Here is a 22,142-nt window from a genome sequence, read left to right on the forward strand (position 1 = left end):
AGCAAGTGCGCACGCCGCCCGATGCCGTTACCCGCCAGTGGCGCGTCAAAAGAGCTGCGCTCAGGCTGGATCATCATGATCCAGCCTGAGCAACCGGACCGCTTGCAGGAACTGGATAGCGATCTGCAGCAAATGGCTATTGCCCCTGGTACCCCCCGCTTAATCTGGCCCTGCCTGATACAAGAACAACGGAGGGGTACGACCCATGACCGGCACCTATGATCGCCTTGCCCGGCAACTTGCCGAATCTGTCCAGGAAGACCCTGCCAAGGGGATCTTCCGTTGCCGCCGCGATGTCTTCACGGACCCGGAGCTGTTCGATCTGGAGATGAAGCACATCTTCGAAAGCGGCTGGGTGTACCTGGCCCATGAAAGCCAGATTGCTGAAATCAACGATTATTTCAGCACCCACATTGGCCGCCAGTCCGTGGTCATCACCCGCGACAAGCAGGGCGAACTGCATGGCTTGATCAATGCCTGCGCGCACCGCGGCGCCGTGCTGTGCCGGCGCAAGCAGGGCAACAAGGGCTCGTTCACCTGCCCGTTCCACGGCTGGACCTTCAGCAATGCCGGCAAGCTGCTCAAGGTTAAGGACGCTAAAACCGGCGGCTACCCGGACAGCTTCGATTGCGAAGGCTCCCACGACCTCAAGCGCCTGGCGCGCTTCCAGAGTTATCGCGGCTTCCTGTTCGGCAGCCTCAACGAGGCGGTACCGGCACTGGAGGAGTACCTGGGCGAAACCCGGGTGATCATCGACCAGATCGTCGACCAGGCACCGGACGGCATCGAGGTGCTGCGCGGCAGCTCGTCGTACTTCTACGACGGCAACTGGAAACTGCAGATCGAGAATGGCGCCGACGGTTATCACGTCAGCTCGGTGCACTGGAATTACGCGGCGACCATGCAACGCCGCAACTACGAAGCCGAAGGCACGCGCACCGTGGATGCCAACGGCTGGTCGAAGAGCGTTGGTGGTTTCTATGCCTACGAGCACGGCCATATCCTGTTGTGGACGCGGTTGATCAACCCGGAAGTGCGTCCGGTGTTCGCGCACCGCGATGCGCTGGCCGAGCAATTTGGCGACACCCGCGCCGACATCATCGTCGGGCAGACCCGCAACCTGTGCCTGTACCCCAACGTCTACCTGATGGATCAGTTCTCCACGCAGATTCGCGTGGTGCGACCCATCGCCGTCGACAAGACGGAAGTGACCATCTATTGCTTCGCGCCCAAGGGCGAGAGCGATCAGGCCCGGGCGCTGCGCATCCGTCAGTACGAGGATTTCTTCAATGTGACCGGCATGGGCACGCCGGACGATCTGGAAGAGTTTCGCGCCTGCCAGACCGGCTACGCCGGCCAGGCTGCGCAGTGGAACGACCTCAGCCGCGGCGCCAGCCACTGGATTGAAGGCGCTGACGACAATGCCAGGGCAATGGGCATGCAGCCGCTGCTCAGCGGGGTGAAGTCCGAAGACGAAGGCCTGTTCGTGCGCCAGCACGCCTATTGGGCGCAGGCCATGCGCAAGGCCATCGACAGCGAACGCGCGAGCCTGATCGCCACCGACGGGGAGCACGCCGCATGAGCGCCAACCGCCAGCTGATCCTCGATTTCATCTACCGCGAAGCGCGCCTGCTCGACGACCGTCAGTGGGACGAATGGCTGGAGTGCTATTCGAGCAAGGCGGTGTTCTGGATGCCGGCCTGGGACGATGACGACCAGTTGACCGAGGATCCGCAGCGGGAGATCTCCCTGATCTATTACCCCAACCGCGAAGGGCTGGAGGACCGGGTGTTTCGCATCAAGACCGAGCGCTCCAGCGCCAGCACGCCGGAGCCGCGCACGGCGCACTTCATCGCCAACCTGGAGGTGCTGGAGGAAAGCGCCGAGCAGGTCGAACTGCGTTTCAACTGGCAGACCCTGAGCCATCGCTACAAGAGTACCGACGTGTATTTCGGCACCTCGTTCTATCGCCTGGATCTGCGCGGCGACCAGCCGTTGATCACCCGCAAGAAGGTGGTGCTCAAGAACGACTACGTGCACCAGGTGCTCGACATCTACCACATTTGAGTCCGTGCGCTGCCACTCGCCACTGGCTGGCGGCGGCGTCGAGGTACCGCCATGACGTACACCATCGCTTTGAATTTCGAAGACGGGGTTACCCGCTTCATTGACTGCAAGGCCAACGAAAAGGTGCTGGATGCCGCCTACCGCAACCGCATCAACCTGCCCATGGACTGCTCCGATGGTGTGTGCGGCACCTGCAAGTGCCGCTGCGAAGATGGCGAGTACGACCAGGGCGAGGATTACATCGAGGACGCCCTCAGCGACGACGAGGCCGACCAGGGCCTGGTGCTGACGTGCCAGATGGTTCCGGCCTCGGATTGCGTGATCGCCGTGCCGGTTCCCTCGACCGCCTGCAAGACCGGCACCAGCAGCTTCGAGGGTGAGCTGGTGGCGATCACCCCCCACGCCGATGCAGCCCTCGAAGTCTGCTTCGATGTCGCTGGCGGGTCAGTGCCGCCAAGCTTTCTGCCGGGGCAATACGTGAATATTGCCGTGCCTGGCGGCAGCCAGGTCCGTGCCTACTCGTTCAGCAGCAAGCCCGGTGAGTCGCGCTTCGGTTTCCTGATCAAGCGCGTGCCCGGCGGGCTGATGAGCGCCTACCTGGATGGGGCCAAACCTGGCGAGCGCCTGCAGTTCACCGGGCCGCTGGGCACGTTCTACCTGCGCGAGGTACGCCGCCCGCTGTTGCTGCTGGCTGGCGGTACCGGCCTGGCGCCATTTCTGTCGATGCTTGAGGTACTGGCCGAGCGCGGCTGCGAGCAGCCGATCAGCCTGATCTACGGGGTGACCCGCGATCTCGATCTGGTGTTGGTCGAGCGTTTGCAGGCCTTGGCCAAGCGTTTGCCGACCTTGGTGTTCATCACCTGCGTGGCCGAGCCGCAGTCCCTGCACCCGCGCAAGGGCTACGTCACTGCGCACATGAGCGCGGCGATGCTCAACGACGGCGACGTCGACGTCTACCTGTGCGGGCCGCCGCCGATGGTCGATGCCGTGCGCGCGCATTTCAGCGAGCTGGGCGTGACGCCCGCGAGTTTCCATTACGAGAAGTTCACCCCGACCCAGGTGGTCAGCACCGATCGGCAAGCCCTGACTGCCTGAGGAGAGCGCCATGTACAAGCGATTCGACAACAAGGTGGCATTGGTCACCGGGGCGGCGCAGGGAATTGGTCGGCGGGTCGTCGAGCGCCTGGCTGCCGAAGGCGCGCGCATCGTCGCGGTGGACCGTGCCGAGCTGGTTCACGAGTTGCGCGACGAGCTGGGGCAGGGCGCCGAGCTGCTGACCCTGACCGCTGATCTGGAGCGCTATGGCGATTGCCAGCAGGTGGTGGCGCAGGCCGTGGAGCATTTCAGCCGCCTGGACATCCTGATCAACAACGTGGGCGGCACCATTTGGGCGAAGCCGTTCGAGCATTACTGCGAAGAGGAAATCGAAGCGGAGGTGCGTCGCTCGCTGTTCCCAACCTTATGGTGCTGCCACGCCGCCTTGCCCGTGATGCTGGAGCAGGGCGGTGGTGCCATCGTCAACGTTTCCTCCATTGCCACGCGCAGCCTCAATCGTGTGCCCTATGGTGCCGCCAAGGGCGGGGTGAATGCCCTGACCGCCTGCCTGGCGTTCGAGAACGCCGAGCGCGGCATTCGCGTGAATGCCACTGCGCCGGGCGGCACCGAAGCGCCGCCACGACGGATTCCGCGCAACAGCGCCGAGCAGAGCGAGCAGGAGAAGACCTGGTATGGGCAGATCGTCGACCAGACCGTCGCCAGCAGCCTGATGAAACGCTACGGCACGCTCGACGAGCAGGTCGGCGCGATCCTGTTCCTGGCCTCCGACGAAGCGTCCTACATCACCGGCGTGACCCTGCCGGTCGGTGGTGGCGATCTCGGCTAGCACGTCATCGAGCACCAGCAGAACAGGACGGCAATGCCGGCCACGGCTTCACAACAACAATAAGAGACCCATGCCATGCGTAACATCGACGTCAACGAGGTAATCGACAACGCCCGCTTCAATTCCTTTCACTGGCTGGTGATGTGTCTCTGCGCATTGCTGCTGATATTCGACGGCTACGACCTGTTCATCTATGGCGTGGTGTTGCCGGTGATCATGCAGGAGTGGGGGCTGACGCCCCTGCAGGCCGGTGCCCTGGGCAGCTATGCGTTGTTCGGCATGATGTTCGGTGCGCTGTTGTTCGGCAGCCTGGCCGACAAGATCGGCCGCAAGAAAGGCATCGCCATCTGCTTCGCGCTGTTCAGCGTGGCGACCATCGTCAACGGCTTTGCCAGTAACCCCACCGAATTCGGCATCTGCCGCTTCATTGCGGGGCTGGGCTGCGGTGGCCTGATGCCCAATGCCGTGGCGCTGATGAACGAATACGCGCCAAAGAAGATGCGCAGCACCCTGGTGGCGGTGATGTTCAGCGGCTACTCGCTGGGCGGCATGCTGTCCGCCGGTGTGGGCATCTTCATGCTGCCGCGCTTCGGCTGGGAGTCGATGTTCTTCGTTGCCGCGCTGCCGCTGCTGCTGTTGCCGGTGGTGCTCTACTACCTGCCGGAGTCGATTGGTTTTCTGGTGCGCCGTGGTGAGCACGAACAGGCCCGTGCCTTGCTCAACCGGCTCGACCCGAGCCAGACCCTGGGCGCCGATGCGCACCTGGTCGTCAACGAGCGCAAGGGCGGCAGCGTGTCCGTGCTGGAGCTGTTTCGCGACGGCCTGGCGATCCGCACCCTGGCGATCTGGGTGGCGTTCTTCTGCTGCCTGCTGATGGTCTACGCGTTGAGTTCATGGTTGCCCAAGCTGATGGCCAATGCCGGCTACAGCCTGGGGTCTAGCCTGTCGTTCCTGTTGGCCCTGAATTTCGGCGGCATGGCCGGGGCGATTCTCGGTGGCTTGCTGGGCGACCGCTTCAACCTGACCAAGGTCAAGTTGGGCTTCTTCATTGCCGCGGCCGTGTCGATCAGCCTGCTGGGCTTCAAGAGCCCGACGCTGGTGCTCTACCTGCTGATCTTCATTGCCGGGGCAACCACCATCGGCACGCAGATTCTGCTGTATGCCGGCACGGCCCAGCTGTACGGCCTGTCGATCCGCTCCACCGGGCTTGGCTGGGCCTCGGGTATCGGCCGCAACGGCGCCATCGTCGGTCCGCTGCTGGGTGGCGCGCTGCTGGGCATCGAGTTGCCGTTGCAGCTCAACTTCATGGCCTTCGCCATCCCCGGTGCCATTGGGGCCCTGGCGATGCTGGTGTTCGTCCTGAACAGCTCCAGCGTCGCCAGGCTCGGCCTGCAACCCGGCAAGGCCTGATCGGCGCATTCATTCGTACCCTGACCACACCCGCCGACCGGCCTGCTGCAGGTTGGCCGGCAGCGGCTGCGGCCGCCCGCTTGACGGAGCGATGCAATGACGCTGTTCAAGGACATGTCGCTGTCGGCGCTGGTCGCCGGGTTTATCGCCACGGTGATTTCCTATGCCGGGCCGCTGCTGATCATCTTCCAGGCTGCGCACACGGCCGGCCTGCCGGCCGAGGTGCTGTCGTCGTGGATCTGGGCGATCAGCATCGGCAGTGGCGTGCTGGGTATCGTGCTCAGCCTGCGTTACCGGGCGCCGGTGGTGATTGCCTGGTCGGCGCCGGGTTCGGCGCTGCTGGTCAGCCTGCTCCCTCAGGTCAGCCTCGGCGAGGCAGTGGGCGCCTACCTCGTCGCCAACCTGCTGGTGCTGCTGGTGGGCCTCAGCGGGGCCTTCGACAAGGTGGTCGCCCGGCTGCCGCTGTCGGTGTGTGCGGCCATGCTCGCGGGCATTCTGTTCGGTTTCGGCAGTGCGCTGTTCGTATCGCTGCAGGAGCAGCCGCTGCTGGTGCTGGCGATGTTCGTCACTTACCTGGTGTGCAAGCGCCTGTCGCCACGCTACGCGGTGCTGGCCGTGTTGCTGGTCGGCGTCGGGCTGGTGATCGGCCGTGGCGAGCTCGGCACGGACGCCTGGGTGCTCGGCCTGGCCACGCCCGTGTGGATCACTCCGGCGTTCTCCTGGGCGGCGATCCTCAACATCGGTGTGCCGCTGGCGGTGGTGGCGTTGACCGGGCAGTTCATCCCCGGCATGGCCTTGCTGCGCAGCAGCGGCTACGGCCAGGTGCCGGCGCGACCCGTGTTGGCCAGCTGCGGCCTGGGCAGCCTGTTGCTGGCACCATTCGCGGGCCATGGCCTGGCACTGGGGGCGATCACCGCCGCCATCTGTACGGGCCGTGAAGCCCATGAGCGGGCGGAGCGGCGCTATGTGGCCGGTGTGGTCGGCGGGCTGTTCTACCTGCTGTTCGGCGTGTTTGGCGCGACCCTGGTCAGTCTGTTCAGCACCTTTCCCCAGGCCCTGGTCGCGGCGTTGGCAGGGCTTGCCCTGTTCGGCGCCATCGCAGCTTCCCTGGCAACCGCCATGGCGGTACCCGAGGAGCGCGAAGCAGCGCTGGTGGCCTTTCTCGTCACCGCCTCCGGCATGTCTTTTCTCGGCCTCAGTGCGGCGTTCTGGGGGCTGATCTTCGGGGTGTTCGCCCATTGGCTGCTGACCTGCAGAGCCGCGACCGGCTCCGGGCAGGTCGCGCCCGCGAGGCGAGATCAAGCGCCTCGCTGACACCTGTTTTCTGCTTCGGCACGCCACGCCCTGTGGCGAAGTGCCGCGGTACCCATACGATAACAACAAGAGCAGAGCCACCATGAGCAAGCAATCCAAGACCTTGTATGTAATTTCCCTGGGCGTGCTGAGCCTACCGGCTGCGGTGCAGGCCGCCAACGAAGGCTTCGTCGAGGGCACCAGTGCGACCCTGCAGGCGCGCAACTATTACTTCAGCCGGGATTTCTCCGATATCGTCGGGGCCAACCGTCAATCCAAGGCCGAGGAATGGGCTCAGGGTTTCATCCTCGACTTCAAATCCGGCTATACGCCAGGCGTGGTGGGCTTCGGCCTGGATGCCCAGGGCCTGCTCGGTATCAAACTCGACAGCAGCCCGGATCGGGCCAATACCGGGCTGCTGCCGGTGCGTGACAACGGCGAGGCGGCCGACGAATACAGCCGGCTCGGCGTGGCGCTGAAGGCCCGTTACTCACAGACCGAACTGCGCCTTGGCGAGCTGCAGCCCAACCTGCCAGTGCTGACCTTCAGCGACATCCGCCTGCTGCCGCCCAGCTATCAGGGCGCGTCGCTGGTGTCCCGGGAGATCGACGGCCTCACCCTGCAGGGCGGCCACCTGCGCTCAACCAGCTTGCGCAACGAGGCCGGCGACGACAAGCTGCAGGCCATGCTCGGCCATGTGCCGCAGCGCCAGGTCAGCAGCGACGCGTTCAACTACCTGGGGGCCGACTACGCCTTCAACGCCAAGCGCACCACCGCCAGCCTGTGGTACGCGCAGCTCGAAGACATCTACAACCAGCGCTTCGCCGGCCTCAAGCACAGCGAGCCAATGGGCGCCTGGACGCTGGGCGCCAGCCTTGGCTATTTCGACAGCCAGGAAGATGGCGACCGGCTGCTGGGCACTATCGACAACCAGGCCTTCTACTCGCTGCTGTCGGCCAAGCATGGCGGCCATACCTTTTATGTGGGCTACCAGGCGATGTTCGGAGACGACCCGTTCCCGCGGGTGTTCGCCAACGTCACGCCGCTGGGTAACGAGGTGCCCACCTACGAGTTCGCCTACACCGACGAGCGCTCCTGGCAGGCCCGCTACGACTACGACTTCGCCGCACTCGGCGTACCCGGGCTGACCACCACGGTGCGCTACATCCGCGGCAACAACGTCGACACCGGCCGTGGCTTCGAAGGCAAGGACCGCGAGCGCGACCTGGATATCGGCTATGTCGTGCAGGGCGGTGCGCTCAAGGGGCTGGGCGTGCGCGTGCGCAACGTCATGGCGCGCTCGAACTACCGCAGCGACATTGACGAGAACCGCCTGATTCTTTCGTACACCTGGACGCTGCTCTGAGCCGCTGGGGCAATCCTGGTAGCGAGCGGCCGGTAATCCCCGGACCAACCTGAGTACGCAAGATCGGCCTCTGTGCAGTGCCTCTGGGAGTAGGCCATGGCGCGATTTTCGCGCGCGTGGCGCGCTCCCACGGGGATAGCAGAACGCCGGTATTCATAGGGTGATTTCGAGGGCGTCGTTGGCGCTTTGGTGGTCCATCGAGGACAAGTCGCAGGATGGCTGGAACCCATCAAATTGCGATGGGTTCCACCCATCCTACGGACTACGGACTACGGACTACGGACTACGGACTACGGACTACGGGCTTAAGGCTCACAGGAGAACAGCAGTCATCGGTGGGAGCGGGCCATGCCCGCGATGTTTTCCGCGCGCAATGGACTTGGCGGCTCGGCCTGCCAATTCGCCCTTACTCACTATCCAGATTCTTCACCAGCTTCAGGCAGCGCCTGAGCAATGGCGAGTCATCGTCCTTGCGGTAGCTGATCACGATCGGCGAGGTGGCGCTGGCGTCGAGCAGGGGGGTATAGCCAATGTCGTCGCGATGCAGGCGTTGTACCGATGCGGGCACCAGGGTGATGCCGATGCCGGCTGCCACCAGGCCGATGGCGGTCTGCAGTTCGTTGGTCATCTGCGCCACGCGAATCTTCAGGCCGTTGCGGCTGAACAGCCCGAGCACATGGTCGGCATAGCTGGGCCGTGGGGTGCCTGGGTAGAGCACGAACGGCTCCCTGGCCAGTGCCTGCAACGAGGCCGGCGCGGCAAGCAGCGGGTGGCCGGCGGGCAGGGCGGCGACCAGGGGGTCTTCGCGGATCACCTCCTGGACGATGGCCGGGTCTTCGATATGGATGCGCCCGAAGCCGATGTCGATGCGCCCGCGCTTGAGCGCTTCCACCTGCTGCAGAGTAATCAGTTCGGAGAGCCCCAGTTCGATGGCCGCCTCGCTGCGCAGCTGGCGGATCAATTCCGGCAGGGCGCCGTACAGGGTCGAGGGTGCAAAGCCGATTCCCAGCCAGCGCCGCTGGCCTTCGGCAATGCGCCGGGTGTCTTCGCTGACGCGGCCGAGCTGCTCGAGCAACTGCACGGAATGCTCGTAGAAAAACCGCCCGGCTTCGGTGAGGCGCAGGGGCCTGCCGCGCTCGATCAGCGCCACGCCCAGTTCATCCTCCAGCTGCTGGATCTGCCGGCTCAGCGGCGGTTGGGCGATGTGCAGGCGCTCCGCTGCACGGGTGAAATTGAGGGTTTCCGCCAACACGCGGAAATAGCGCAAGTGGCGCAGTTCCATGATACCTCCAGGGTATGCAACCAGACCGATTCAATATTGGACTGGCGTATTTGCTGAGGTCAATCTGTGCCTGCACAAAAACAAAACCTGAAGGATATGCTCGTGACGATTCGCATCCTTTCTTCTTATGCCGATTACTCGCGCCTGGCGCGCCCGTTGAGCGAGGCGCAGCAGCGCCGTGACCCAGCAGCGCGCGCCGCTCGCCGCGACCTGCACGGGGATCACCGCCCATGAGCCTTCCGCTGATCGAAAGCCTCGACACCCTGATCGTCGACCTGCCGACCATTCGCCCGCACAAACTGGCGATGCACACGTTGCAGCGGCAAACCCTGGTGATCCTGCGTCTGCGCTGCAGCGACGAGATCGAGGGAATCGGCGAGGCGACCACCATTGGTGGCCTGGCCTATGCCGGGGAAAGCCCGGAAAGCATCAAGACCAACCTCGATACCTATTTCACGCCGCTGCTGGTCGGCCAGCCCGCCGGTAACATCAATGCAGCGATGCAGCGTATCGATCGGTCGATACGCGGCAACACCTTCGCGCGGTCGGCGGTGGAAACCGCGCTGCTCGATGCCCAGGGCAAGCGACTCGGCCTGCCGGTCGCCGAGCTCCTCGGTGGGCGCCTGCGCGACGGCCTGGAAGTTGCCTGGACGCTGGCCAGCGGCGACACCGGCAAGGACATCGACGAAGCCGAACGCATGCTCGACCTGCGGCGCCACCGGGTCTTCAAGCTGAAGATCGGCAGCCGCGAGGCGGCGCAGGACATCGCCCACGTGGCGGCCATCAAGCGCGCCCTGGGTGAACGCGCGAGCGTGCGCGTGGACGTCAACCAGGCATGGAGCGAAGCGGTGGCCGTGCGCGCCTGCCAGGCGCTCGGCGATGCCGGTGTCGACCTGATCGAACAGCCGATTCCCCGCCAGGACGTGCAGGCCCAGGCGCGCGTCAGCGCCCGCAGCCCGGTGCCGATCATGGCCGACGAGGCCATCGAGAGCGTGGAAGACAGCTTCAACCTGGCGCGTGCCGGTGCGGCCCCGGTGTTCGCCCTGAAGATCGCCAAGAACGGCGGCCCGCTGGCCGTACTGCGCAGTGCCCATATCGCCGAGGCCGCGGGCATCGGTCTGTATGGCGGCACCATGCTCGAAGGCAGCGTCGGCACCCTGGCCTCGGCCCATGCCTTCGCCACCCTGGGCAGGCTGGAGTGGCACACCGAGCTGTTCGGCCCGCTGCTGCTGACCGAGGACATTCTCGTCGAGGCGCCGGTGTACCGTGATTTCGAGCTGAAGATTCCGACCACGCCGGGCCTGGGTGTGGCGCTCGATGACGAGCGCCTGCAGCACTTTCGCCGTCGTTAACCGCTATCGAGGAGATTGCCATGCTGTTTCATGTACGCATGACCGTAAAGCTGCCTGCCGACATGCCGGTCGAGCAGGCCAATCGTCTGAAGGCCGATGAGAAACAACTGGCGCAGCGCCTGCAGCGCGAGGGCACCTGGCGTCATCTGTGGCGCATCGCCGGGCTGTACGCCAACGTCAGCGTGTTCGATGTGCCGGATGCCCAGGCCCTGCATGACACCCTGATGCAACTGCCGCTATACCCCTACATGCAGATCGAAGTCATGGCGCTGTGTCGCCATCCGTCGTCGATCCATGACGACGATCGCTGAGCCGCCTGCATCCTTCGTTCAAGACAACAACAAGATGAGGAAATGACCATGACCGTACGTATCGCGCAGACCGTGGCTGTGCAGAAGTTCTTCGAGCAAGCCAGTGGCTTCAGCAACGATCAGGGTAGCGCCCGCATGAAAACGGTCGTGCACCGGGTACTCAACGACACCGCGAAGATCATCGAGGACCTGCAGATCACCCCCGAAGAGTTCTGGAAGGCGGTGCACTACCTCAACGAACTGGGCGCCCGCCAGGAAGCGGGGCTGGTGGTCGCCGGCCTGGGGATCGAGCACTACCTCGATATGCTGATGGATGCCGAGGATGAAGAGGCCGGCCGTACCGGCGGCACGCCACGCACCATCGAAGGCCCGCTGTACGTCGCCGGCGCCCCCCTGAGCCAGGGCGAGGCGCGCCTGGACGACGGCACGGACGCCGGCACGCCACTGTTCATGCAGGGCCGCGTACTGGACACCGACGGCAGGCCGTTGGCAGGTGCCATCGTCGACGTCTGGCACGCCAACACGGGCGGTACCTATTCCTACTTCGACCCCGCGCAGTCGGAGTTCAACCTGCGCCGGCGCATCGAGACCGACGCCGAAGGTCGTTACCGCTTTCGCAGCATCGTGCCGTCCGGCTACGGCTGCCCGCCGGATGGTCCGACCCAGCAGCTGCTCGACCAGCTTGGCCGCCATGGCCAGCGTCCGGCGCACGTGCACTTCTTCATATCGGCGCCTGGCTATCGCCACCTCACCACGCAGATCAACCTCGATGGCGACAAGTACCTGCACGACGACTTCGCCTATGCCACCCGCGATGAGCTGATCGCCAGGATCGACTTCTTCGAGGATGCCGAGCGCGCCAGGGCCCACGGGGTGGCAGGGCGCTTCGCCGAAATCGAGTTCGATTTCACCCTCCAGGCCACTGCCGAGCCCAAGGCGCAGCAGCGTCACGAGCGGGTCCGCGCCCTGGAAGCCTGACACGCTTCGGCACGGCCGGGCGTTTGTCCGCGCCGTGCGCTGCACCCGCTGCCGAACCGGCACACCGTTCGGCGATACCCGGCGCCCCGCAGGGCCCGGCCACCGCGATCCGTGCGCGCCTGGCGTGCTGCCGTCGGCACTGATCATCGAGATGGACGTGGAGAGAACGCATGAAAGACAACCAGCATAAACGCCCGCTGCGCATTGGCATCGTCGGCGGCGGCATTGCCGGCGTGGGATTGGCGCTCGGTCTGTGCCGGCATGCCCACCTGAAGGTCGACCTGTTCGAGTCGGCCGCGGCGTTTGGCGAGGTCGGTGCCGGGGTTTCCTTTGGTGCCAATGCGGTGCGCGCCATCGCCGGCCTGGGCCTGGCCGAGCCGTACGCGAAACTGGCGGATCGCACGCCGCAGCCCTGGCAGGACGTGTGGTTCGAATGGCGGCGTGGCCGCGATGCCGGCTACCTGGGCGCCAGTGTGGCGCCGGGCGTTGGGCAGTCCTCGGTGCATCGCGCGGATTTTCTCGATGCACTGGCGGGCTGTCTGCCGGGCGGGATCGCCCGTTTCGGCAAGCGTGCCCGGCACATCGAGCACCTGGGCGACGAGGTGTGCGTGCACTTCACCGATGGCAGCGAGTACCGCGGTGATCTCCTGCTGGGCGCCGACGGCATCAAATCGGCAGTGCGCGGGCATGTGCTCGCCGCCCTTGGCGAGGCGGACCACGGGCCGCAGTTCAGCGGAACCTGTGCGTATCGCGGCATGATCGACAGCCAGCGCTTGCGCGAGGCCTTCCGTGCCAAGGGCGTGGACGAACACCTGGTGGACGTGCCGCAGATGTACCTGGGGCTCGATGGCCACATCCTCACCTTTCCGGTGAAGCAGGGGCGGATCATCAACGTGGTGGCGTTCGTGTCCGATCGCACTGCGCCCGCGCCTCAGTGGCCGTCAGGCGAGCCCTGGGTGCGCGAAGCCAGCCAGCGCCAGATGCTCCAGGACTTCGCCGGTTGGGGCACGGCAGCCCTGACGCTGCTCGAGTGCATTGCGGCGCCGACCTGTTGGGCGCTGCACGACCTGCCCGAGCTCGATGGGTACGTCCACGAGCGCGTCGCTTTGGTTGGCGATGCCGCCCACGCAGTGCTGCCGCACCAGGGTGCCGGGGCTGGCCAGGGCCTGGAAGATGCCTACTTCCTTGCCCAGCTCCTGGCCGACCCGCAGCTTACCGCCGAGCAGGTTCCCGCCGTGCTGCGCGCCTATGACAGCGTGCGCCGGCCAAGGGCCTGTCGCGTGCAGCGCACCTCCCGGGAGGCGGGTGAGTTGTACGAGCTGCGCGACCCGCACATCGGTGATGACGAGGACGCCATGGTCGCGGCGCTGGAAAGCCGCTTCGCCTGGCTATGGAATCATGATCAGGAAGCAGACGTGGCGCGAGCCAGGGCGCTGCTTGGCTGGCGCTCCGCAGTCGATGCCTGAGTAACCCGGCACCCTGCACCCGGTATCGGCACCGGCCAGCCCGGCATTGCCTAAGGCGCACCGGTGCCCAATCGATATAACAACAAGAGATCGATGCCATGCGAACCATAGATGTGAATGCGTTGCTGGACAACGCGACGTTCAACGCCTTTCACTGGCGAGTGCTGTTCTGGTGCTCGTTGATCATCGTGTTCGATGGCTACGACCTGGTGATCTACGGGGTGGTGCTGCCGGTGCTCATGCAGGAATGGGGGCTCACGCCCCTGCAAGCCGGCGCGCTGGGTAGCTATGCCTTGTTCGGGATGATGTTCGGGGCGCTGTTCTTCGGCTCGTTGTCCGACCGGATCGGGCGGCGAAAGGTCATCGCGTTCTGCGTGGTGCTGTTCAGCTTCTTCACCGTGCTCAACGGCCTGGCGCGCAACCCCACCGAGTTCGGCATCTGCCGGTTCATCGCCGGCCTGGGCATTGGCGGGGTGATGCCCAACGTGGTGGCATTGATGAACGAGTACGCGCCCAAACGCAGGCGCGGGCTGCTGGTGGCGATCATGTTCAGCGGCTACTCGGTCGGCGGCATGCTCTCGGCCGGCCTGGGGATCGTGCTGATCCCGCAGTTCGGCTGGCAGTCGGTGTTCTATGTCGCCGCCGTGCCGCTGCTGTTGCTGCCATTGGCCATGCGCCACCTGCCAGAATCGGTGAGCTTCCTGTTCGCTTCGGGCGCCCAGGCACGGGCCAGCGCGGTGTTGCAGCAGGTAGAGCCGAGCTACACGGCAACTCCGGGCGATCGGTTCAGCATCGTTTCCGGCAGCGTTTCCAACGCCCGGATCGGGCAGCTGTTCGAGGGCGGTCGGGCATTTTCCACGCTGATGCTCTGGGTCGCCTTCTTCTGTTGCCTGCTGATGGTCTATGCGCTCAATTCCTGGCTGCCGAAGTTGATGAACAACGCCGGCTACGGGCTGAGTTCGAGCCTTGGATTTTTGATCGTGTTGAATCTCGGCGCGATCGTCGGCGCCATCGGCGGCGCCATCGGCGGCGGCTGGCTGGGTGACCGTTTTCGTCTCGACAGGGTACTGGTGGCCTTCTTTGCCATGGCGGCGGTGTCGATCAGCCTGTTGGGGCTGAAAAGCCCCACCCCCGTGCTCTATCTGCTGGTCGCCATTGCCGGGGCCGGCACCATCGGCACGCAGATTCTCGCCAATGCCTGCGCGGTGCAATTCTATCCCGCCCATGTTCGCTCGACCGGCCTGGGATGGGCCATGGGGGTTGGGCGAACGGGCGCCATCATCGGTCCGGTGGTGGGCGGTGCGTTGCTCGCCGCGCAGTTGCCGTTACCCTTGAATTTCCTGGTGTTCGCAGCGCCTGGCGCGGTCGCCGCGGTGGCCATGATGCTGTTCATCTACCGTCGCCAGGTGGTGGCCAGGCAGGCGTCGCTGGCGATTTCACTGCCTGCCGAGTAGCCGGCGCGAGGGGCTTGTGCGCATGTCGACAGCCCCAATCCCGGGTACATGTAACCCTTTATGATCCCGGCATGGCGCGCTATCGAGGGAGGGTTAGAATCGCCGCATGACCCGCGGGCTGCCGGCTGTCGGCGGTTGCGCCCTATAAGAAAAACAACGAGGCCTGATGATGAACAATTCATTGCTGAGCGAACGCAGCAGCGTATTCCTGCGCGCCGACCCTTATGCAGTGTCGGACTACGTCAATCAGCACGTGGGCTCGCACTGCATACGCTTGCCCACCAGCGGGTTTCCCGAGGCAAGCCTCAACCACCGCAAGTTCTCCAGCCTCGACCTGTGCCGCATCAGCTACGGCGGCAGCGTGCGGGTCACGTCGCCTGCGCTGGAGACCATCTACCACCTGCAGGTGCTGCTCAAGGGGCATTGCCGTTCGCAGTGCGGCCATCAGGAACACTTCTACGTACCGGGCGAGTTGCTGTTGATCAACCCTGACGACCCGGTGGACCTGACCTATTCGGCGGACTGCGAGAAATTCATCGTCAAGCTGCCGGTCAGCCTGTTCGAGAACACGTGCCTGGAGAACCGCTGGATGCTGCCCGACAGCGGGATCCGCTTCACCGCCGCACGCCACGACATCCGCGCGCTGGACGGCCTGGCCAGCCTGTTGATGCTGATCTGCGAGGAGGCCGAGGCGGCTGCCAGCATGCCTCAGGTCCAGGAACATTATGTGCGCATCGTCGCCAGCAAGCTGCTCGCGCTGCTCGGCAACAACGTGCAGCGTGTACAGCCCCAGGCCCAGGCCTCGTCGTTCGAGCAGTTGGTCGACTACATCGAGCGACACCTGACCCAGGACATCGGCATCGATCAATTGCTGACCGTCGCCAATGTCAGCGAGCGCTCGCTGTACGCGCTGTTCGAGCGCCACGCCGGCATCGCGCCGAAAGACTACATCCGCCAGCGCAAGCTGGAACGCATCCACGCCCGGTTGCTCGATCCGGCCTGCCAGGTGCGCAGCATCACGGAAATCGCTCTCGACCATGGTTTCCTGCACCTCGGGCGGTTCGCCGACGCCTATCGGCGCCGGTTTGGCGAGTTGCCGTCGCAAACCTACCGACGCAACCGTTGAGCACGCCAGTGAGCCCGGCAGCTTCGAAAAAGTCTCGTTCGATTATCGAACAGATAAGCGATTATCGGATTGTTAGCAGGCTATGGGGTGGGTACCTTGTGATCATCCGGCGCACGCCGCTCACGGTATCCATAGCACTAAGACGGGAACTACCATGGCTGAGATTCTCTCCCTGCGCGAAGCGGTCGAGCGCTTCGTTCACGATGGCGACACCGTTGCCCTCGAAGGCTTCACCCACCTGATTCCCACCGCTGCCTCCCACGAGCTGATCCGCCAGAACAGGAAGGATCTGACCCTGGTGCGCATGACCCCGGACCTGGTCTACGACCTGCTGATCGGGGCCGGTTGCGCCAAGCGGCTGATCTTTTCCTGGGGTGGCAACCCCGGCGTCGGTTCGCTGCACCGCCTGCGCGATGCGGTGGAAAAGCACTGGCCGCACAAGCTGGAAATCAGCGAGCACAGCCATGCCGCGATGGCCAACGCGTACGTTGCCGGCGCCTCCAACCTGCCGTTCGCCGTGCTGCGCGGTTACCAGGGCTCGGATCTGGTGAAGGTCAACCCGGAGATCCGCTTCATCGAATGCCCGTACACCGGCGAGAGCCTGGCCACCGTGCCGAGCGTGCGTCCTGACGTCACCGTCATCCACGCGCAGAAGGCCGACCGCAAGGGCAACGTGCTGATCCAGGGCATTCTCGGTGTGCAGAAGGAGGCCGCCCTGGCTGCCAAACGCTGCATCGTCACCGTCGAGGAAATCGTCGATGACCTGCAGGCGCCGATGAACGCCTGCGTGCTGCCGACCTGGGCACTGACCGCGGTGTGCGTCGTGCCCGGAGGGGCTCACCCGTCTTACGCCCACGGCTACTACGAGCGCGACAACCGCTTCTACCAGGCCTGGGATCCCATCGCCCGCGACCGCGAGACCTTCACCGCCTGGATCGATGAATACATCCGTGGTACCGAGGATTTTGCGCAGTACCAGGCGAAACTGAACGGGGAGGCCAAGTGATGAGCGACTTCAACACCAATGAAATGATGACCGTGGCCGCTGCGCGCCGCCTCGGTAACGGCAGCGTGTGCTTCGTCGGCATCGGTTTGCCCTCCAAGGCCGCCAACCTGGCGCGCCTGACCCATGCGCCGCAGGTGGTGCTGATCTACGAATCCGGCCCGATCGGCGCCAAGCCGAGCGTGTTGCCGCTGTCCATCGGTGACGGCGAGCTGGCCGAAACCGCCGACACCGTAGTGCCGACCGGCGAGATCTTCCGCTACTGGCTACAGGGCGGGCGCATCGATGTGGGCTTCCTCGGTGCAGCCCAGGTCGACAAGTTCGGCAATATCAACACCACGGTGATCGGTGATTACCATGCGCCGAAGGTCCGTTTGCCCGGAGCCGGTGGTGCGCCGGAGATCGCTGGTAGCGCGAAGAAGGTGCTGATCATCCTCAAGCAGGGTCACCGCACCTTCGTCGACAAGCTGGCGTTCATCACCTCGGTCGGCCATGGCGAAGGCGGCGACCACCGCAAGCGCCTGGGCCTGCCCGGCGAGGGGCCGGTGGCGATCATCACCGACCTGTGCATCATGGAGCCGGAAGCCGGCAGCAACGAATTTATCGTCACCGCGCTGCATCCGGGCGTGAGCCGTGAGCAGGTGATCGAGAACACCGGCTGGCAGATTCGCTTCGCCGATGACGTGACCATCACCGAGGCGCCGAAAGCAGAGGAGCTGGCCGCCCTGCGCGACCTGGAAGCACGCACCGCCGCAGCCCATGGCCAGACAGGGGGTGACGAATGAGCCGCGAGGTATTCATCTGCGACGCCGTGCGCACGCCGATTGGTCGTCTCAATGGCGCGCTCTCCGCAGTACGCGCCGACGACCTGGCGGCGATCCCGCTGCGGGCGCTCGTCGAGCGTAACCCTCAGGTCGACTGGTCGGCGGTCGACGAAGTGTTCATGGGCTGCGCCAACCAGTCCGGCGAGGACAACCGCAACGTGGCGCGCATGGCGCTGCTGCTCGCCGGTCTGCCGGAGACGGTGCCGGGGGTGACGCTGAACCGCCTGTGCGCTTCGGGCATGGAAGCGGTGGGTGCTGCCTTCCGCGCCATCGCCACGGGTGAGATGGAGCTGGCCATCGCCGCTGGCGTCGAGTCGATGACCCGCGCGCCCTACGTGATGGGCAAGGCCGACAGCGCCTTCGGTCGTGGCCAGAAGCTCGAAGACACCACCCTGGGCTGGCGCTTCGTCAACCCGCTGATGAAAGAGCGGTATGGCGTCGACCCGATGCCGGTCACTGGTGACAACGTCGCCGAGGACTACGGCGTCAGCCGCGCCGACCAGGATGCCTTCGGCTTGCGCAGCCAGCAGCGTGCAGCCGCGGCGCAGCAAAGCGGCTACTACGCCGAGGAAATCGTCCCGGTGGTGATCAAGACCAGAAAGGGCGAGGTGGTCGTCGATACCGACGAACATCCGCGTGCCGACACCACCGCCGAGGGCCTGGCCAGGCTCAAGCCGGTCAATGGCGCCGACAAGACCGTCACCGCCGGCAACGCGTCGGGTCTCAACGACGGCGCCTCTGCGATGATCCTGGCCTCTGCCGAAGCCGTACGGAAGTACGGCCTCAAGCCGCGCGCCAAGGTGCTGGGCATGGCCAGCGGCGGGGTGGCGCCACGTGTCATGGGCGTCGGCCCGGTGCCAGCCGTGCGCAAGCTACTGGCGCGGTTGAATCTGCAGATCGATGCCTTCGACGTCATCGAGCTCAACGAAGCCTTCGCCGCCCAGGGGCTGGCGGTCACCCGCGACCTCGGTTTGCCGGACGATAGCCCCAGGGTCAACCCGAACGGTGGCGCCATCGCCCTTGGTCATCCACTGGGTATGAGCGGCAACCGCCTGGTGCTGACCGCTGTTCACCAGTTGGAGAAGACCGGGGGCAAGCTCGGCCTGGCGACCATGTGCGTAGGCGTTGGGCAGGGGCTGGCACTGGCCATCGAGCGGGTTTGAAGGGGTGTTTTTGTAGGGTGGCGAAGCTGCCTGTCGTAGGGTGGGCCGGGGCGTGTAGCCGGCGCTTTTTCCATCCAACGCTCTGCAATCGCAATGGTGGACAAAAAGAGCGTTGTCCACCCTACGTCGCTACCCACCTGCGGTTTGAGGCAGACCACGCATTCTGTGGTAGGGCGCCATGCGCCCGATTCGCGGGCATGGACTAGGCGTCCCCGCCCGCTCCCACGGGTATCACGTTGATCATCCGATTTCTGCACCAAGCGCTGTTAAAGGTTTCGGCTGTCCTCGCCAGGGCGCGGTCCACGACCCCGTGGCCTGACGAGGATAAGTGACTCGAGATGACGAATCATTTGGTTACATATGAGTCGGAGTAGGGAGCCGTTCCGTTCCCTACCAGTGAGTATGCATGATGAGTTCTGATGCCAGCACGGTGTACGAAACCCCGAATTACAGCCCTGAAGAGCGCCGCAAGCGCATCTTCGCCATCGTCGCCGCCTCCTCGGGTAACCTCGTGGAATGGTTCGACTTCTATGTGTATGCCTTCTGCGCGATCTATTTCGCACCGGCCTTCTTTCCTTCCGATGACCCGACCGTTCAGTTGCTCAACACCGCTGGTGTATTCGCCGCTGGCTTTCTGATGCGGCCGATTGGCGGCTGGGTATTTGGCCGCGTCGCCGACAAGTACGGGCGCAAGGTCTCGATGATGATCTCGGTGCTGATGATGTGCCTGGGATCGCTGGCCATTGCCTGCATGCCGACCTATGCCAGCATCGGTGCGCTGGCACCGCTGTTGCTGTTGCTGGCGCGGCTGTTCCAGGGCCTGTCGGTGGGCGGCGAATACGGCACCACCGCGACCTACATGAGCGAGGTGGCGCTCAAGGGCCAGCGCGGCTTCTTCGCATCGTTCCAGTACGTCACCCTGATTGGCGGCCAGTTGCTGGCGGTGCTGGTGGTGGTGATCCTGCAGCAGCTGCTCAGCGAAGACCAATTGCGTGCCTGGGGCTGGCGCATCCCGTTCGTGATCGGCGCGATGGCGGCGGTGGTGGCCTTCTACCTGCGGCGCTCGCTCGATGAAACCGCCAAGCAGGATCAGATCGGCAACAAGCAATCGGGCAGCGTCGCCTACCTGTTCAAACACCACAAGGCGGCGTTCTTCACCGTGTTGGGCTACACCGCCGGCGGCTCGCTGATCTTCTACACCTTCACCACCTACATGCAGAAGTACCTGGTCAACTCGGCCGGCATGAGCGCCAAGACCGCCAGCGGCATCATGACCGCTGCGCTGTTTCTGTTCATGATCATGCAGCCGCTGTTCGGCGCCTTGTCCGACCGCATCGGCCGGCGCACCTCGATGCTCTGGTTCGGCGCGCTCGGGGCGATCTTCACCTGGCCGATCCTGGCGTTGCTGCAAACGGTGCAGAGCCCGCTAATGGCCTTTCTGCTGATCATCGTGGCTCTGGCCATCGTCAGCCTGTATACCTCGATCAGCGGCCTGGTGAAGGCCGAGATGTTCCCGCCGGAAGTCCGCGCCCTCGGCGTCGGCCTGGCCTATGCGGTCGCCAATGCGCTGTTCGGTGGCTCTGCGGAGTACGTGGCGCTGGGGCTCAAGTCCATCGGCCTGGAACAGACGTTTTACTGGTACGTATCGGGCATGATGGTGCTGGCCTTTCTGGTCAGCCTGCGTCTGCCGCGCCAGGCCAGCTACCTTCATCATGATCATTGACCACGGAGTTTACAGCGCATGAGTCCAAGGCCCGGCAGCCAGTTGTTCGATGCCTACTTCACCAGCGCGGCAATGCGCCAGGTGTTCAGCGACCACGGCCGCGTGCAGGGCATGCTCGACTTCGAGGCGGCGCTGGCCAGGGCAGAAGCCAGGGTGGGGGTGATCCCTGCCGCGGTGGTCGCGGACATCGAAGCCGCCTGCCGCGCGGAACTGTACGATTTCGACGCCCTGGCCATTGCCATCGGCAGTGCCGGCAACTCGGCCATCCCGCTGGTCAAGGCGCTGGGCAAGCGCATCGCCACCCGCAATGCCGAAGCCGAACGCTACGTGCACCTGGGGGCTACCAGCCAGGACGTCATGGACAGCGGCCTGGTGCTGCAGCTACGTGCCGCCATCGGCCTGCTGGAGCAGGATCTGCAGGCGCTGAGCGGGGATCTGGCCGCGCAAGCCGTACGCCACGCCGCGACCCCGATGGCCGGGCGCACCTGGTTGCAGCACGCCACCCCGGTGACCCTGGGCGCGAAGATCGCCGGCTGGCTTGGCGCACTCGACCGCCATCGGCAACGCCTGCAGGAAATCAAGCCCCGCCTGCTGTGCCTGCAGTTTGGCGGTGCGTCCGGCAGCCTGGCGGCGCTGGGCGACAAGGCCTGGCCGGTGGCCGAGGCATTGGCCGCCGAGCTGGATCTGCAATTGCCCGAGCAACCCTGGCACACCCAGCGTGATCGTCTGGTCGAGTTCGCCAGCCTGCTCGGCCTGATTGCCGGTAGCCTGGGCAAGCTGGGCCGCGACCTTAGCCTGCTGATGCAGACCGAGGCGGGCGAGCTGTTCGAGCCTGCTGCGCCAGGCAAGGGGGGCTCCTCGACCATGCCGCACAAGCGTAATCCGGTTGGCGCCGCGGTGCTCATCGGCGCTGCCACTCGCGCGCCAGGGCTGGTGGCCACGATGTTTGCCGCCATGCCCCAGGAACACGAGCGCAGCCTGGGCCTCTGGCACGCGGAGTGGGAGACCCTGCCGCAGCTGTGTTGCCTGGTGTCCGGTGCCCTGCAACAAGCGCTGCTGTTGGCGCCGGACCTGGAAGTTGACGCCGCGCGGATGGCGGCCAATCTCGACCTGACCCGTGGGCTGGTGCTGGCCGAGGCGGTGAGCATTGCCCTGGCGCAACGCATCGGTCGGGACGCCGCTCACCACCTGGTCGAACAATGTTGCAAGCAGGCGGTGAAGGAGGGCGCGCACTTGCGCGCGGTGCTGGGCGCCCACGCCGAGGTGTGCGCGCAACTGTCTACAGAGGAACTGGATCAGTTGCTCGACCCCGCCCATTACCTCGGCCAGTCGCGCCGTTGGGTGGAACGCGCCGTGGCACAAAGCCGTCAACTGGATCAACCCGCTCTTTCACGTTAGCGAGCCGCGCGGCGGCTGCGCTGACGTCCTTCAACGATTTGCCA

Annotated in this window: 20 protein-coding genes; 19 read left to right on the plus strand and 1 reads right to left on the minus strand. The window is 65.0% G+C overall.

The genetic code is table 11. From position 1 onward, the window contains the following. The first annotated feature begins 205 nt into the window (after positions 1-205). The 7 genes from ACZ0AV_RS01005 to ACZ0AV_RS01035 all read left to right on the plus strand — a co-directional run bounded on the left by ACZ0AV_RS01005 (position 206) and on the right by ACZ0AV_RS01035 (position 8,018). Positions 206-1,582 carry a Rieske 2Fe-2S domain-containing protein gene (locus ACZ0AV_RS01005; protein WP_499149311.1) on the plus strand — a complete coding sequence of 459 codons (1,377 nt, stop codon included), beginning with the start codon at positions 206-208 and terminating at the stop codon, positions 1,580-1,582. Continuing rightward, a complete protein-coding gene (gene benB, locus ACZ0AV_RS01010; RefSeq protein WP_499149312.1) occupies positions 1,579-2,067 on the plus strand; it encodes a benzoate 1,2-dioxygenase small subunit in 489 nt (162 codons plus the stop codon). The genes ACZ0AV_RS01005 and benB overlap by 4 nt, the downstream gene beginning before the upstream one ends. Positions 2,068-2,118: 51 nt before the next feature. Beyond that, positions 2,119-3,162, plus strand: coding sequence for a benzoate 1,2-dioxygenase electron transfer component BenC (benC, locus tag ACZ0AV_RS01015; protein ID WP_499149313.1), 1,044 nt, complete (start codon positions 2,119-2,121; stop codon positions 3,160-3,162). Between the two features lie 10 nt (positions 3,163-3,172). Further along, positions 3,173-3,949, plus strand: coding sequence for a 1,6-dihydroxycyclohexa-2,4-diene-1-carboxylate dehydrogenase (locus ACZ0AV_RS01020; RefSeq protein ID WP_499149314.1), 777 nt, complete (start codon positions 3,173-3,175; stop codon positions 3,947-3,949). A 75-nt stretch (positions 3,950-4,024) separates the two neighbouring features. Continuing rightward, positions 4,025-5,359 carry an MFS transporter gene (locus ACZ0AV_RS01025; protein ID WP_499149315.1) on the plus strand — a complete coding sequence of 445 codons (1,335 nt, stop codon included), beginning with the start codon at positions 4,025-4,027 and terminating at the stop codon, positions 5,357-5,359. A gap of 96 nt (positions 5,360-5,455) precedes the next feature. Next, on the plus strand, positions 5,456-6,673 hold the full coding sequence (locus ACZ0AV_RS01030; RefSeq protein WP_499149316.1) for a benzoate/H(+) symporter BenE family transporter: 1,218 nt from the start codon (positions 5,456-5,458) through the stop codon (positions 6,671-6,673). An 82-nt stretch (positions 6,674-6,755) separates the two neighbouring features. Beyond that, positions 6,756-8,018, plus strand: a complete 1,263-nt coding sequence (locus ACZ0AV_RS01035; RefSeq protein ID WP_499149317.1) for an OprD family porin — start codon at positions 6,756-6,758, stop codon at positions 8,016-8,018. A gap of 406 nt (positions 8,019-8,424) precedes the next feature. Here the strand turns inward: ACZ0AV_RS01035 and ACZ0AV_RS01040 are convergent, their stop codons facing one another. Then, positions 8,425-9,300 (minus strand): LysR family transcriptional regulator, encoded by an 876-nt coding sequence (locus ACZ0AV_RS01040; RefSeq protein WP_499149318.1) that lies wholly within the window; start codon positions 9,298-9,300, stop codon positions 8,425-8,427. 102 nt (positions 9,301-9,402) lie between these two features. On the opposite strand from ACZ0AV_RS01040, the gene ACZ0AV_RS01045 reads away from it, so the two are divergent. The 12 genes from ACZ0AV_RS01045 to ACZ0AV_RS01100 all read left to right on the plus strand — a co-directional run bounded on the left by ACZ0AV_RS01045 (position 9,403) and on the right by ACZ0AV_RS01100 (position 22,098). Next, on the plus strand, positions 9,403-9,534 hold the full coding sequence (locus tag ACZ0AV_RS01045; RefSeq protein WP_499149319.1) for a hypothetical protein: 132 nt from the start codon (positions 9,403-9,405) through the stop codon (positions 9,532-9,534). Next, on the plus strand, positions 9,531-10,652 hold the full coding sequence (locus ACZ0AV_RS01050) for a muconate cycloisomerase family protein (RefSeq protein ID WP_499149320.1): 1,122 nt from the start codon (positions 9,531-9,533) through the stop codon (positions 10,650-10,652). The genes ACZ0AV_RS01045 and ACZ0AV_RS01050 overlap by 4 nt, the downstream gene beginning before the upstream one ends. A 20-nt stretch (positions 10,653-10,672) precedes the next feature. Continuing rightward, positions 10,673-10,963 carry a muconolactone Delta-isomerase gene (gene catC / locus ACZ0AV_RS01055; RefSeq protein WP_499149321.1) on the plus strand — a complete coding sequence of 97 codons (291 nt, stop codon included), beginning with the start codon at positions 10,673-10,675 and terminating at the stop codon, positions 10,961-10,963. Positions 10,964-11,011: 48 nt separating this feature from the next. Beyond that, the gene (gene catA / locus ACZ0AV_RS01060) at positions 11,012-11,941 is read left to right on the plus strand and encodes a catechol 1,2-dioxygenase (protein ID WP_499149322.1); all 930 of its coding nucleotides are present in this window, start codon (positions 11,012-11,014) and stop codon (positions 11,939-11,941) included. Positions 11,942-12,111: 170 nt separating this feature from the next. After that, positions 12,112-13,407, plus strand: a complete 1,296-nt coding sequence (gene salA, locus ACZ0AV_RS01065; protein ID WP_499149323.1) for a salicylate 1-monooxygenase — start codon at positions 12,112-12,114, stop codon at positions 13,405-13,407. Positions 13,408-13,505: 98 nt separating this feature from the next. Beyond that, positions 13,506-14,861 (plus strand): MFS transporter, encoded by a 1,356-nt coding sequence (locus ACZ0AV_RS01070; protein WP_499149324.1) that lies wholly within the window; start codon positions 13,506-13,508, stop codon positions 14,859-14,861. A gap of 169 nt (positions 14,862-15,030) precedes the next feature. Continuing rightward, entirely contained in the window at positions 15,031-15,987 is a 957-nt protein-coding gene (locus ACZ0AV_RS01075) for an AraC family transcriptional regulator (RefSeq protein ID WP_499149325.1), read from the plus strand. 154 nt (positions 15,988-16,141) lie between these two features. After that, positions 16,142-16,993, plus strand: a complete 852-nt coding sequence (locus tag ACZ0AV_RS01080; protein WP_499149326.1) for a CoA transferase subunit A — start codon at positions 16,142-16,144, stop codon at positions 16,991-16,993. Then, on the plus strand, positions 16,993-17,775 hold the full coding sequence (locus tag ACZ0AV_RS01085; RefSeq protein WP_499149327.1) for a CoA-transferase subunit beta: 783 nt from the start codon (positions 16,993-16,995) through the stop codon (positions 17,773-17,775). The genes ACZ0AV_RS01080 and ACZ0AV_RS01085 overlap by 1 nt, the downstream gene beginning before the upstream one ends. Next, the gene (gene pcaF, locus ACZ0AV_RS01090; protein ID WP_499149328.1) at positions 17,772-18,977 is read left to right on the plus strand and encodes a 3-oxoadipyl-CoA thiolase; all 1,206 of its coding nucleotides are present in this window, start codon (positions 17,772-17,774) and stop codon (positions 18,975-18,977) included. The genes ACZ0AV_RS01085 and pcaF overlap by 4 nt, the downstream gene beginning before the upstream one ends. Positions 18,978-19,386: 409 nt before the next feature. Further along, the gene (locus tag ACZ0AV_RS01095; protein ID WP_499153259.1) at positions 19,387-20,700 is read left to right on the plus strand and encodes an MFS family transporter; all 1,314 of its coding nucleotides are present in this window, start codon (positions 19,387-19,389) and stop codon (positions 20,698-20,700) included. Between the two features lie 18 nt (positions 20,701-20,718). Beyond that, on the plus strand, positions 20,719-22,098 hold the full coding sequence (locus ACZ0AV_RS01100) for a 3-carboxy-cis,cis-muconate cycloisomerase (RefSeq protein WP_499149329.1): 1,380 nt from the start codon (positions 20,719-20,721) through the stop codon (positions 22,096-22,098). Positions 22,099-22,142: the final 44 nt, after the last annotated feature.

This window comes from Pseudomonas sp. AC532, from assembly GCF_979258965.1.